The following is a 13,451-nucleotide window of genomic DNA, read 5'->3' on the forward strand; positions in this document are numbered from 1 at the left end:
GGAGGAATTGACGTGGAAGAGCGGAAGATTTACGAGGATATCGCCAAACGCACGGACGGCGACATCTATGTCGGCGTGGTAGGCCCGGTCCGCACGGGCAAGTCCACCTTTATCAAGCGGTTCATGGAGACCCTGGTCATCCCCAACATTGAAAACGTCTACCGCCGGGAGCGGGCCCGGGATGAGCTGCCCCAGAGCGGCTCCGGCCGGACGGTGATGACCGCTGAGCCCAAGTTCGTCCCAGAGGACGCGGTGGACATCGCCATGGAGGGCGGCGCACACCTGTCCGTCCGGCTCATCGACTGCGTGGGCTATATGGTCCCCGGGGCGGCGGGCCAGTTCGAGGACGATCTGCCCCGGATGGTTACCACCCCCTGGTACGACCACGAAATCCCCATGACGGAGGCGGCGGAGATCGGTACCCGCAAGGTGATCGCCGAGCACTCCACCATCGGCATCGTCATCACCACCGACGGCACCATCACCGATATCCCCCGTGAGGATTATCTGGAGGCGGAAGAGCGGGTCATCACCGAGCTCCAGGAGCTTGGAAAGCCCTTTTTGGTGCTGCTCAACTCGGCCTATCCCAATTCCGACCGGGCCAAGGCCATCCGGGCCGACATCTCCGCCCGGTATGACGTGACCTGCATGGCGGTCAACTGTCTGGAACTGGGGGTGGGAGACGTCACCGACATCATTAAGGCCGTTCTCTATGAGTTTCCGCTCAAGGAGCTGGATCTGAATCTGCCCCCCTGGGTAGACGCGCTGCCCTATGACCACCCCATCAAAAGCGGGCTCTACACCGCCATCCGCGAGGGCTGCACCGACCTGCGGCGCATCCGGGACGTAGACCGGGCCGTCTCCGCCATCGGAGCTTACGAGGGCGTCAGCAGCGCCCGCATCAGCGGCATCCAGCTTGGAATTGGGCTGGCGGCCGCCGACCTGGATCTGCCCCGCAGCCTGTTCTACGAGACCCTGTCCGATCAGTCCGGCTTCACCATCCGGGACGACGGGGATCTGATGGACCTGCTCACCGAACTGGCGGGAGTCAAATGCGAATACGACAAAGTGGCAACGGCTCTTCAGGAGGTGAAGGAGACGGGCTACGGCATCGTGGTCCCCACCACAGAAGAGCTCCATCTGGAGGAGCCGGAGATCGTCAAGCAGGGAGGACGCTATGGGGTGCGCCTCAAGGCGAGCGCCCCGAGCATCCATATGATACGCGCCGATATCGAGACGGAGGTCTCTCCCATCGTCGGCAACGAAAAGCAGTCGGAGGAGATGATCAACTACCTGCTCCAGGAGTTTGAAGGGGATACCACAAAAATATGGCAGTCCAATATATTTGGAAAGTCCTTCCACGAGCTGGTCAGCGAGGACCTGAACGGCAAGCTCAAACGGATGCCGGACGATGCCCGCGCCAAGCTCCAGGAGACCCTGCAGCGCATCATCAACGAGGGCTCCGGCGGCCTGATCTGTATTATTTTATAACAAAAAGGACCTATTCCGTTGAAACGGAATAGGTCCTTTTGCCCTATATACAAGCAAAATTAGTGCCAATTAAAATTATTCTTATATAAAAATACTTGTTGACTAAATTTTTTTCCTATGTTATATTGTAGCCAAGATAAACGTCCATCGAATTGTTCATAACCAGAATAATAGAAAGGAAGAACTGAAATGATTGATTTCACTCTCTCCCCCGAGCATCAGGAACTCCAGGAGATGTACCGCAAGTTTGCCGAGGAGCGGGTCCGGCCTCTGGCACACGAAATGGATGAGAACGAAAAGTTCGACATGGGTCTGCTGAAGGAGATGCAGGAGTGCGGCTTCTTCGGGATTCCTTTTGAGGAGAAGTACGGCGGCGCCGGTTCCGACGTGCTGTCCTACGTGCTGTGCATGGAGGAGATGTCCAAGGTGGACGCCAGCACCGGCATCACTCTGTCGGTCCACACCTCTCTTTGCGCCTCCAGCATCAACGAGTTCGCCACTGAGGAGCAGAAGGAGAAGTGGCTGCGTCCGCTGGTGGACGGCAGCAAGATCGGCTGCTTCGGCCTGACCGAGCCCGGCGCCGGCTCTGATGTGGCCGCCGGCCGCACCACCGCTGTGAAGGACGGCGACGAGTACATCATCAACGGCGAGAAGATCTTCACCACCAACTCTGGCTTCGCTGACACCTTCCTGGTGTTCGCGGTCACCGATAAGTCTGTCCCCGCCGCCAAGGGCATGTCCGCCTTCCTGGTGGACCGCAACACTCCGGGCATCACCGTCACCCCTGACATCCCCCGGATGGGCATCCGCGCCGCCTCCAACGCTGCCGTAGTATATGAGGACGTCCGTGTGCCCGCCTGCGACCTGCTGGGCGGTGAGGGCAAGGGCTTCAAGATCGCCATGAAGGCCCTGGACGGCGGCCGGATCGGGATTGCCGCGCAGTGCGTGGGCATTGCCCAGGGCGCCATCAACGAGGCCATCAAGTACGACAAGGAGCGCGTCCAGTTCGGCAAGACCATCGCCTCTTTCCAGAACACCCAGTTCAAGCTGGCCGAGATGCAGACCAAGGTGGACGCCGCCCGCCTGATGACCTACCGTGCCGCCGTCACCAAGGACCAGGGCAAGCCCTACAACGTCTACGCCGCTATGGCCAAGCTGCTGGCTTCCGACGTGGCCAACGAGGTCACCCGCGGCTGCGTACAGCTTCTGGGCGGCTACGGCTACGCCCGGGAGTACACCGTGGAGCGCTTCATGCGCGACGCCAAGATCACAGAGATCTATGAGGGCACCTCCGAGGTCATGAAGATGGTCATCTCCGGCTCCCTGAACCTGAAGTAAGCCATCGAACGTCAAAAAGGTCCGTGTATCAGTTGATACACGGACCTTTTTTCAATACTCCAGCACCATGATATGCTCTTTCCCAAAGACCCTCCCGTCAAAGCGGAAGCCCAGGCTTTGATAGAGGCGAACAGATGCCTTTCCCGTCAAATCGACGCCCAGATACATCAGGTGTCGGCTCCGGTCTGCCTGTACCAGCTCCAGGAGCTTCTGAAGAGCAGCTCGTCCATAGCCGAGCCCCTGGTACGTCTCCTCCACCATGAGCCGATACAGCCACCACTCATTGTCGTCGCGGTCCACACAGTACATGACAAAGCCCACCGGAGTATCCGCCGCATAAATGGCCAGTGGGATGCATTCCGGCTGCACATAGGCCTGGGCGATGGACTCCGCATTGGAGCACACCAGCTCACGCTGGTCTACCCCGACCTGAAGCCCCAGGATGGCGTCAAAGTTTTCCACTGTAATCGCACGTAAAGTTACCATATTTTATGCTCCTTTTCAAAAATGGGCATAAAAATGCCCGGGTGAGGTGACCTCTCCCGGGCAGTCACAGTAACTAGCCTCCCGCCTTGGGCGGGCCATGCCGGGAGCCATGTTTGCGGCGCACGTCTTGATTGCCCTCGTCATAAAACATCGCTCCCTTCGAATCAGATGTTGTTATCATAGCAGAATCCATCGCCGCTGTCAATCTTGAAAAATGTGCGGGATTCCGGTATCATAGGATTTTAAAAGAATGCTTAGGAGGTCATTCCCATGCAGCTTTTCACCCCCGCCGAGACAGCGGAAAATTACGCGGCCGCCGGAGCGGCCAAAACGCGCCAGCCGGCTTGGCGGCTTTTGCTGCTGGGCATATTGGCCGGCTTTTTCATCGCCATGGGAGCCGCCGTCACCAATACCGCCAGCCATTCCCTGGACAATGTGGGGCTGGCGCGGGTACTTTCCGGCCTGCTTTTCCCCTTCGGCCTGGCCATGGTAGTCCTGACCGGCGGGGAACTCTTCACCGGCAATACCCTGATCTCCCTGTCCGTTCTGGACCGTCAGACCACGGTGGGGAAGATGCTCCGCAACTGGCTGCTGGTCTACTTGGGCAACTTCATCGGCGCCCTGCTGACAGCCGCGGGCTGCGCCTTTTCCGGACAATTGAACGACTCCGCCGGAGGCCTGGCCCTGTTTACCATGAAGCTGGCTGCCGGAAAGTGCGGCCTCGCCTTCGGCAGCGCCTTGGTCCTGGGCGTCTTCTGCAACGTTCTGGTCACTGTAGGAGTCCTGCTCTCCCTCTCTGCCAAGGACTTGCCCGGGCGGGTCCTCGGGGCCTACCTGCCGGTGTCCTTCTTTGTCATCTGCGGCTTTGAGCACAGCGTGGCCAATTTGTTTTACATACCGGCCGGACTGTTCGCCAAGTCCATCCCCGCCTACGCCGCCCTGGCCGCCGATGCCGGGCTGGACCTCAGCGGTCTCACATGGAGCGGCTTTGCGATCGGGAACCTGCTGCCCGTCACGCTGGGCAATATCATCGGCGGGGTGCTGGTGGGCGGCCTGTTCTGGGCCTGCTGGCTACGAAAGGGGAGGGGCGCATGAGCGGTTCTCTGCCTGAAAACCTGTTGTGCTTTCTGCAAGAAGCGGAGGGACTCAAATCCGTGGAGCGCACGGCCTGGACCTCCTCCGGGCGCCGGGAGAGCACCGCTGAGCACTCCTGGCGGCTGGCTCTGCTGGCCTGTGCCCTGCTGGACCGCTATCCCAGGCTGGATCATGCCAAGGTCCTTGCGCTCTGCCTCGTCCACGACTTGGGGGAACGGGACTGCGGCGACCGCAGCGCCTCTGACCTGCCGGACCCGGCGGCCAAGCGCCGGGAGGAGCAGGCCTGCCTGCGCCGCCTGGCGGCACTGCTGCCCGCCCCCAAGGGGGAGGAACTGCTCGCCCTGTGGGAGGAGTATGACGCCGCCGCCACCCAGGAGGCCCGGCTGGTGAAGGCGCTGGATAAGGCCGAAACCATCCTGCAGCACAACCAGGGGCAAAACCCGCCGGACTTTGACTACGACTTCAATCTGGACTATGGCAAGGCCTACTTCCAGGGCGACCTCATCCTGGAGGCCCTGCGGGATGCGCTGGACCGGGGCACGCGCCTCCGGATGGAGGAACAGCAGGGAATGAGGTAAGACCTCATCCCGGCGCGTCAGCCAGCTTCTGGAGCGCGCTCCGGTCCTTCAGCCGCACCCCGCGGTAGGCCGTCTCCACCCAGCCCCGCCGGACGAAGTCCCCCAGCACCCGGCTCACGGTCACTCGGCTGACCCCCACGGAAAAGCCGATCTCCTCATGGGTGCAGGCCAGCCGCCCCCTTTCCGCTTCCTCCGGCAGGGACAGCAGATAACGGGCTACCCGCTGGTCCGCCCGCAGAAAGGACATGTCGTCCACGTGGCCGGTAACCATGCGGACGGTCCTGGCCAGATACTGCAGCATGGGAAGCGCCAGGTCCGGGTGGGCCCGGAATACGGCGTTCAGCCGTTCCCGGTCCACGGAGATCGCCTCGCTGCGTACCAGCGCCACAGCGGAAGAGACCCTGGGGCGCTCATCGAAAAAGGACGCCTCTCCCATCAGGTCCCCCGCCCGATGGACGGTCAGGACCCGTTCGCCGCCGGACTCCGAACTGATAAAGCTGCGGGCCGCCCCGCTGACCAGATAGAAAAAGGCATCCGCCTGCGTGCCCTGCAGGTAGATAAACTGCCCCGGCACATATATGCCGGGGCGCTGCCCCTCGGCCAGGGGGGCCCAAATCTGGGACATCCTTACTGCCGCCTTTCCGCTTTTTTTATTATTGTATCACGCGTTACATTCTTTTGACAAGGGCTCTGGCATACTGAGTACAACGATTTGCACAAGGAGGGACCCAACCATGGGAATGACCATGACCCAGAAGATTCTGGCCAAGCACGCGGGCCTGGACGCCGTAGAGGCAGGCCAGCTCATTGAGGCCAGGCTGGACCTGGTGCTGGGCAATGACATCACCACGCCTGTGGCCATCACCGAGTTTGAAAAGGCAGGGCTGACCCAGGTCTTTGACAAGGACAAGATCGCCATCATTCTGGACCACTATACCCCCTGCAAGGACATCAAGGCGGCCCAACTCTGCGCTCAGGCCCGGGCTTTTGCCCAGCGCTTCGACATCACCCACTTCTACGACGTGGGACAGATGGGCGTGGAACACGCCCTGGTGCCGGAAAAGGGCCTGGCAGCCCCGGGAGAGGCTATCATCGGCGCCGACTCCCACACCTGTACGTACGGTGCCCTGGGCGCCTTTTCCACCGGCGTGGGCTCTACCGACATGGCCGCCGGCATGGCCACCGGCCTGTGCTGGTTCAAGGTGCCCCCCGCCATCAAGGTGACGCTGAAGGGCAAACGGAAGCCATACGTCAGCGGCAAGGACGTGGTTCTCCATCTGATCGGTGAGATCGGTGTGGACGGCGGACTGTACCAGTCCCTGGAGTTTGCCGGGGAAGGGGTGGCTGCGCTCACAATGGACGACCGCTTCACCATCTCCAACATGGCCATTGAGGCGGGGGCCAAGAACGGCATTTTCCCCGTGGATGACAAGACCCGCGCCTATCTGGACGGACGGGTGGACCGCCCCTGGGAGGCAGTGGAGCCCGATGCCGACGCGGTCTATGACCGCGAAGTGGTCATAGACCTCAGCTCCCTGCGCCCCACGGTGGCCCTGCCCCATCTGCCCTCCAACACCAGGACCGTGGACGAGGCGGCCGGCATTCCCATCCAGCAGGTGGTCATTGGCTCCTGCACCAACGGGCGGCTCAAGGACCTTCAGGAGTCCGCCGATATCCTGAAGGGCAAAAAGGTGGCCAGAGGCGTCCGCTGCATTGTCATCCCTGCCACCCAGCAGATCTATATGGACGCCCTGGCGCAGGGGCTCATCCAGACCTTTATCGAGGCGGGCTGCGCCGTCTCCACGCCCACCTGCGGCCCCTGTCTGGGCGGTCATATGGGGGTGCTGGCCGACGGGGAGCGGGCGGTCTCCACTACCAACCGCAATTTTGTCGGCCGCATGGGCCCCGTCAGCTCGGAGATCATCCTGGCCAGCCCGGCCGTGGCCGCCGCGTCCGCCATCACCGGGTGCATTACCGACCCGGCCAAGGTGTAATGGAGGTGTCATGCTATGAACGTTTACAAATATGGAGACAACGTAGATACCGATGTCATCATCCCGGCCCGCTATCTGAACGCCCCAGACGAAAAGTCCCTGGCCTCCCACTGCATGGAGGACATCGACGCCCAGTTCTCCTCCACGGTGGAGCTGGGGGACATCATGGTGGCCGGAGCCAACTTCGGCTGCGGCTCCTCCCGTGAGCACGCCCCTCTGGCCATCAAGGCCTGCGGCGTGAAGTGCGTCATCGCCGCTTCCTTTGCCCGCATCTTCTACCGCAACGCCATCAATATCGGATTTCCCATTCTGGAGTGCCAGGAGGCCGCGGCGGCCATCCTGCCCGGTGATGCCGTGCGTGTGGATTTCAAAACCGGCGTCATCACCGACGAGACCCAGGGCAGGACCTTCCAGGCCGCTCCTTTCCCGGCCTTTATCGACGGCATCATTGAGAGCGGCGGTCTGCTCAAGTCTCTGAAAGCGAGAGGTGTGGCAAAATGAAGTATCAGATCGCTCTGATCCGGGGCGACGGCATCGGCCCGGAAGTGGTCAACGAAGCGGTAGGCGTCCTGGAGGCCGTGGGGAAAAAGTTCGGCCACACCTATGAATTTGTGGACGTGCTGCTGGGCGGCTGCGCCACGGATGCGGTGGGGAAGAGCTACCCGGACGGCACCGCAGATCAGTGCAGGGCCTGCGACGCGGTGCTTCTGGGCGCAGTGGGGGGGCCCAGGTGGGGCTCCGATAAGCCCGCTGAGCAGCGCCCCGAGACGGCACTGCTGGCCATCCGAAAAGACCTGGGCCTGTATGCCAACCTGCGTCCGGCCACCCTTCGGCCCGCTATGGCCGACGCCTGCCCGTTGAAAAAGGAGACGGCGGAAAAGGGGATCGACCTGATGATGGTCCGTGAGCTCACCGGCGGCATCTACTTTGGCCAGCGCGAGAAGTACCAGACCGCGAACCGGGGCATGGAGGCCGCCGACCGGATGGCCTACTCGGAGTATGAGATCGAGCGGATCGGCCGCCGGGCCTTCGAGCTGGCCCGCCTCCGCCGCAAAAAGGTGTCCAGCGTGGACAAGGCCAATGTGCTGGAGACCTCCCGTCTGTGGCGGTCGGTCATGCACCGGCTGGCGGAGGAGTACCCGGATGTGGCCTATGAAGATGTTCTGGTGGACAACTGCGCCATGCAGTTGGTCCGGGACCCCGGTCAGTTCGACGTGGTGGTCACCGAGAATATGTTCGGCGACATACTCTCGGACGAGGCGTCTATGGTCACCGGCTCCATCGGCCTGCTGCCCTCCGCCTCCATCGGAGATACCGCCCCCGGCCTCTATGAGCCCATCCATGGCTCCGCGCCGGATATCGCCGGCCAGGACAAGGCCAATCCCATCGCCACCATCCTGTCCGTGGCCATGATGTTCCGTTACTCCTTCCAGAAGCCCGACGAGGCCGCCGTCATCGAGCGCGCGGTGGACGCGGTCCTGGCCGAGGGCTGGCGGACCCCCGACATTGCCGGGCCCGGCGTCGTCCCCATCGGGACCAAAAAGATGGGGCAGTTGATCCGGGAGCATATCTAGACCCATTCCAGGGAACAGCGCCGGAAAAACCGGCGCTGTTCCCGCATATGGATGATGGAAAGAGGAAGGCCCGCACTTGCAAGAAGGTCGGCTTTCTGTTAAAATCAGCTTACGAGCAAGAAGGGGCGTGGCGCAATTGGTTCTGACCATTGACATTGGAAATTCCACCACAAGTATCGGTCTGTATGGTCCGGACGGCAAGCTGCGGTTTCGCTCCGACCTGGCCACCAGCCGCAATACCAGCCAGGATCAGTGCGCCATCAGCCTAATGGGGGTATTCACACTCTATCAGGCGGACATCCAGGCCGTCACAGGCGCGATTATGTCCAGCGTGGTCCCCTCGGTCACAGGCGCCATGTTTAAGGCAATCCGGATGCTCACCGGCAAGGCCCCAATGGTCATGGGCCCCGGGGTCAAGACGGGGCTTAATATCAAATCCGACATCCATACTCAGATGGGCAGCGATATCGTGGCCTGCTCCGTGGCCGCCATCGCCAAGTATCCCTCCCCGGTCATCGTCATCGACATGGGGACCGCCGTCACCATGTCCTACCTGCGGGGCAATACCTACGAGGGCTGCGTCATCATGCCGGGGATTCGGGTCTCCCTGGAAGCTCTGTCAGAGCGGGCGGCCGAGCTGCCCCATATCTCCATCGTCCAGCCGCCTTCAATCTTCGGCCACAATACGGTGGACGCCATGCGCTCCGGCGTGGTCTACGGCAATGCCAGCATGATCGACGGTATGATCCAGCGCCTGGAGGATGCCAGCGCTCCGGCTGCGGCCGTTGTCGCCACCGGCGGCAACACGCTGGCCGTCCTCAGAGAGTGCAAGCGTGACATCCTCTACGATGCCGATCTGCTTCTGGACGGCCTTCACCTCGTATACCGCAAAAACATCGAAGCCAAGCAAAAAAAATCCTGACTCTTGCATTTGGACCCCAAAGGGGCCGCTGCGGACATCTGCGGCGGCCCCTTTTTTGCATTTTGCATGAACTATACGTCAAACTGTCATTCAAAATTTTGGGCTTCAACGGGATTTGTACTTGCAATTCTGCAAGTTGCGTCATATAATGTGTCATAGTGATTTTAATCGCAAGCTGGAGGAGTTTGTTATGAAAGAGTTGTCCCAAACCGCACAGGCTGTCCGCGCATCCACGACATTGGCCATTGACGCCCTGTTCAAGCAGATGAAGGCTGACGGCATTGATGTGATCGGTTTCGGCGCCGGTGAGCCCGATTTTAATACGCCTGATAACATCAAGGAGGCCGGTATCGCCGCCATCCGTGACAACTTTACCCGCTATACCCCCGCCTCTGGCATCATGGAGCTGCGCCAAGCCATCTGCGCCCGGCTCAAGGCCGACTGTGATCTGGACTATAAGCCCGCACAAATTGTGGCTGCCAGCGGAGCCAAGCACGCCTTGTATATCGCGCTCCAGACGCTGGTGAACCCTGGGGACGAGATCATCCTGCCCGCGCCGTTCTGGGTGAGCTACTACGAGCTGATCAGAATGGTGGGCGCGGTTCCGGTGGTGCTGGATGCGACCGAAGCCAGTCACTTCAAGCTGACAGCCGAGCAGCTCTCCGCCGCCATCACGCCCAGGACCAAAGCCCTGATCCTGAACAACCCCTCCAACCCCACGGGCATGGTCTACAGCAGGGAAGAGCTTCAGGCCATCGGCCGGGTCTGCGTGGAAAAGGACATCTATGTCATTGCCGACGAGATTTATTATCATCTGATTTACGACGGAAAAACCTTTACCAGCTTCCCATCTGTGAGCGAGGAGGTCAAGGAGCGCACCGTCCTGATCAACGGCGTGTCCAAGTCCTATGCCATGACGGGCTGGCGGATCGGCTATGCTGCCGCCAACGAGCAGATCGCCAAGGTCATGTCCAACTACCTCAGTCACTCCACCGCCGCCCCCTGTTCCATCGCCCAGAAAGCCGCCGTGGAAGCTCTCATTGGTCCCCAGGACACGGTGGACACCATGACCTCCGCCTTTGAGGCCCGCCGCGACCATCTGGTGGAGCGGATGAACCGGATCCCCGGCGTGAGCTGTCTGAAGCCCGAGGGCGCCTTCTATATTATGATGAATCTGGAGCAGTTGGTGGGGAAGACCCTCCACGGGGTATTCATCCGGGATGCCGACGATTTTGCCGATGCCTTCCTGAAGCATGGGCTGGTCGCCACGGTGCCCTGTACCGGCTTTGGCGCTCCCAACTTTGTCCGCTGGTCCTATGCCACCTCCCTGCAAAACATCGACGAAGGCCTGAACCGCCTGGAAAAGTTCCTGGCGGAATAAACCCCGCTGAAAAACGGAGCGGACCTTGTGTCCGCTCCGTTTTTGTGGTATCCTGTGTTTGAATTTTTGAAGACGAGGTGGACCCATGAGTAACACCAGTACCTATGAAAGCCCGCTGTCCTCCCGGTATGCCAGCGATGAAATGCTCCGGCTGTTTTCCGCTGACAAAAAGTTTTCAACCTGGCGGCGCCTGTGGGTGGCCTTGGCCAGGGGAGAGATGGAACTGGGCCTCCCAGTCACCGCCGAACAGGTGGCCGAGCTGGAAGCCCATCTGGACGACATCAATTACGACTCCGCCGCCCAGTGGGAAAAGAAGCTCCGCCACGACGTGATGGCCCACATTCATGCCTATGGAGAGCAGTGCCCCAAGGCTATGCCCATTATCCACCTGGGCGCCACCAGTTGTTATGTCGGCGACAATACCGACCTCATCCTTATGCGGGAGGGCCTTGGACTCATCCGGGATAAGCTGGTACGTGTGCTGGCGGTTTTGGCCGATTTTTCCGACAAGTATAAATCCCTTCCGACCCTTGGTTTTACTCACTTTCAGCCTGCACAGCTTGTCACCGTGGGAAAACGGGCCACCCTCTGGATGAATGAGCTGCTGATGGATTTGGATGAGGTGGAGTACCGGATCGACCGGCTTCCGCTCCGTGGCGTAAAGGGGACCACCGGTACCCAGGCCAGCTTTCTGGAACTCTTTGAGGGCGACCATGAGAAAGTGCTGGAGCTGGACCGCAAAATTGCGAAGGAGATGGGCTTTACATCCACTGTACCCGTATGTGGTCAGACCTACTCCCGCAAGGTGGATGCCGCCGTTCTGGCCACCCTGTCCGGGATTGCCCAGTCGGCCAGTAAATTTGCCACCGATCTGCGGCTTCTGTGTCACCTGAAGGAGGTGGAGGAGCCCTTTGAGAAAAATCAGATCGGCTCCTCCGCCATGCCTTACAAGCGCAACCCCATGCGCTCGGAGCGCATCTGCTCCCTGGCCCGGTACGTGATGGTGGATGCCCTCAATCCTGCGGTCACAGCCTCCACCCAATGGTTTGAGCGCACATTGGATGACTCTGCCAACAAGCGCATCTCGGTCCCCGAGGCCTTCCTGGCGGTAGATGCCATCCTCAATATCTATGAAAACGTGGTGTCGGGTCTGGTGGTCCATGAAAAGGTCATCGAAAAGCACATCCTGGAAGAGCTGCCGTTCATGGCTTCGGAAAACATCATGATGGACGCGGTGAAGCGGGGCGGCGACCGGCAGGCCCTCCATGAGCGCATCCGGGTCCTCTCCCAGGAGGCGGGGCGGAATGTAAAGGAGCTTGGCCTGTCCAATAATCTGATCGAGCTCATCGCCGCGGACCCCATGTTTGGCATGAACAGGGAAGCGCTTACCGCCCATCTCGAGCCCTCCCGCTATATCGGCCGCTGCCCGGAGCAGGTGACGGAGTTCCTGGAGGGCAGCGTGAAGCCGGTCCTGGCGCGCCATGCGGAGGCCTTGAGCACCGGCAGTGTGGAATTAAAGGTCTAAATGAAATAAGGAGGTCAGCAGTATGGCAAGTGCAGTACGCCGTATCGGCGTGTTTACCAGCGGCGGTGACGCGCCCGGTATGAACGCCGCAATCCGTTCCGTGGTCCGCACCTCTCTGCACATGGGTATTGAGTGTATTGGTATCCGCAGGGGGTATCACGGCCTGATTACAGGAGACTTCACCCCTTTGAATTTTGAAAGCGTCAGCGGCCTGAGCCGCCGGGGCGGCACCATGCTCTACTCCGCCCGGAGTGAAGAATTCCGCGGGGAGGCCGGTCAGGAGAAAGCAGCGGCCACCTGTAAGCTGCTGGGCTTGGAGGGCCTTGTCGGCATCGGCGGCGACGGCACCTTCCGCGGTCTTCTGGAGCTCTCCCGGCTGGGAATCTCCGTGGTAGGCGTACCCGGTACCATCGACAATGACATTGCCTGCTCCACCTATACCATCGGGTTTGACACCGCTTGCAATACTGCCCTGGACTCCATCGATAAACTGCGCGACACCATGCAGTCCCATGAGCGCTGCTCGGTGGTGGAAGTAATGGGGCGCCGCGCGGGGCACCTGGCTCTCTATGTGGGCGTGGCCTGCGGGGCCACCTGCGTGCTGGTGCCGGAGCGGAAGGTGGATTTTGAGCGGGATGTCATTGAACCCATCCGTCGGGCCCGCTTGGGCGGCCGGACACACTTCATGGTCATCGTGGCCGAAGGCGTGGCCAGTGCCTACGATGTAGCCAAGCACATCACAGAGGCCACTTCTCTCGATACCCGGGTCACGGTACTGGGACACGTCCAGCGAGGCGGAGCCCCCTCGGTCCGCGACCGGGTGGTGGCCACCTATATGGGCTATGAAGCTGTTCGCCTGTTGGCGGAGGGAAAGACCAACCGCGTCGTCTGCGTTCAGGGTGAGACCTATGTGGATTACGACATCACGGAGGCCCTCAAAATGAAAAAAGATCTCAATGAGCAGACCTATACCGTTATGCGCGCCCTGACCGGCGTGGGGGCGGAATGATCAAAAGCCAAAGCCGGGTGTCCATAAAAGAGAAAAGTGCAGGGTATGGAAAAGTCAT

At 60.7% G+C, this 13,451-nt stretch carries 13 protein-coding genes; 11 read left to right on the top strand and 2 right to left on the bottom strand.

Annotated features, from left to right (window positions below; genetic code table 11):
• The first annotated feature begins 12 nt into the window (after positions 1-12).
• Both spoIVA and B3H64_RS11900 read left to right on the top strand, forming a co-directional pair.
• The gene (spoIVA, locus tag B3H64_RS11895) at positions 13-1,491 is read left to right on the top strand and encodes a stage IV sporulation protein A (RefSeq protein ID WP_286735304.1); all 1,479 of its coding nucleotides are present in this window, start codon (positions 13-15) and stop codon (positions 1,489-1,491) included.
• 192 nt (positions 1,492-1,683) lie between these two features.
• Positions 1,684-2,829 carry an acyl-CoA dehydrogenase family protein gene (locus B3H64_RS11900; RefSeq protein WP_414600965.1) on the top strand — a complete coding sequence of 382 codons (1,146 nt, stop codon included), beginning with the start codon at positions 1,684-1,686 and terminating at the stop codon, positions 2,827-2,829.
• A 51-nt stretch (positions 2,830-2,880) separates the two neighbouring features.
• On the opposite strand, the gene B3H64_RS11905 is transcribed toward B3H64_RS11900, so the two are convergent.
• Positions 2,881-3,315, bottom strand: coding sequence for a GNAT family N-acetyltransferase (locus B3H64_RS11905; protein WP_286735305.1), 435 nt, complete (start codon positions 3,313-3,315; stop codon positions 2,881-2,883).
• Positions 3,316-3,585: 270 nt separating this feature from the next.
• Between B3H64_RS11905 and B3H64_RS11910 the strand changes: the two genes are divergently transcribed.
• Positions 3,586-4,410 (top strand): formate/nitrite transporter family protein, encoded by an 825-nt coding sequence (locus tag B3H64_RS11910; protein ID WP_050618363.1) that lies wholly within the window; start codon positions 3,586-3,588, stop codon positions 4,408-4,410.
• On the top strand, positions 4,407-4,988 hold the full coding sequence (locus B3H64_RS11915) for an HD domain-containing protein (protein ID WP_050618364.1): 582 nt from the start codon (positions 4,407-4,409) through the stop codon (positions 4,986-4,988). The genes B3H64_RS11910 and B3H64_RS11915 overlap by 4 nt, the downstream gene beginning before the upstream one ends.
• A gap of 4 nt (positions 4,989-4,992) precedes the next feature.
• On the opposite strand, the gene B3H64_RS11920 is transcribed toward B3H64_RS11915, so the two are convergent.
• Positions 4,993-5,613, bottom strand: a complete 621-nt coding sequence (locus B3H64_RS11920) for a Crp/Fnr family transcriptional regulator (RefSeq protein WP_050618365.1) — start codon at positions 5,611-5,613, stop codon at positions 4,993-4,995.
• 109 nt (positions 5,614-5,722) lie between these two features.
• Between B3H64_RS11920 and leuC the strand changes: the two genes are divergently transcribed.
• From leuC to pfkA, 7 genes are all read left to right on the top strand, one after another.
• A complete protein-coding gene (leuC, locus tag B3H64_RS11925; RefSeq protein ID WP_050618366.1) occupies positions 5,723-6,982 on the top strand; it encodes a 3-isopropylmalate dehydratase large subunit in 1,260 nt (419 codons plus the stop codon).
• A 15-nt stretch (positions 6,983-6,997) separates the two neighbouring features.
• The gene (locus B3H64_RS11930; RefSeq protein ID WP_050618367.1) at positions 6,998-7,483 is read left to right on the top strand and encodes a 3-isopropylmalate dehydratase small subunit; all 486 of its coding nucleotides are present in this window, start codon (positions 6,998-7,000) and stop codon (positions 7,481-7,483) included.
• Positions 7,480-8,556 (top strand): 3-isopropylmalate dehydrogenase, encoded by a 1,077-nt coding sequence (gene leuB, locus B3H64_RS11935; RefSeq protein WP_050618368.1) that lies wholly within the window; start codon positions 7,480-7,482, stop codon positions 8,554-8,556. The genes B3H64_RS11930 and leuB overlap by 4 nt, the downstream gene beginning before the upstream one ends.
• A 127-nt stretch (positions 8,557-8,683) precedes the next feature.
• The gene (locus tag B3H64_RS11940) at positions 8,684-9,478 is read left to right on the top strand and encodes a type III pantothenate kinase (RefSeq protein ID WP_286735311.1); all 795 of its coding nucleotides are present in this window, start codon (positions 8,684-8,686) and stop codon (positions 9,476-9,478) included.
• A gap of 190 nt (positions 9,479-9,668) precedes the next feature.
• Entirely contained in the window at positions 9,669-10,859 is a 1,191-nt protein-coding gene (locus tag B3H64_RS11945; RefSeq protein ID WP_050618370.1) for a pyridoxal phosphate-dependent aminotransferase, read from the top strand.
• A gap of 85 nt (positions 10,860-10,944) precedes the next feature.
• Positions 10,945-12,384: an adenylosuccinate lyase gene (gene purB / locus B3H64_RS11950; RefSeq protein WP_050618371.1), complete on the top strand. Its 1,440-nt coding sequence runs from the start codon at positions 10,945-10,947 to the stop codon at positions 12,382-12,384.
• 22 nt (positions 12,385-12,406) lie between these two features.
• Positions 12,407-13,393, top strand: a complete 987-nt coding sequence (pfkA, locus tag B3H64_RS11955) for a 6-phosphofructokinase (RefSeq protein ID WP_050618372.1) — start codon at positions 12,407-12,409, stop codon at positions 13,391-13,393.
• Positions 13,394-13,451 lie beyond the last annotated feature (58 nt).

This window comes from Intestinimonas sp. UBA1698 (assembly GCF_002320075.1).
In the GTDB taxonomy this organism is placed as follows: domain Bacteria; phylum Bacillota; class Clostridia; order Oscillospirales; family Oscillospiraceae; genus Intestinimonas; species Intestinimonas massiliensis.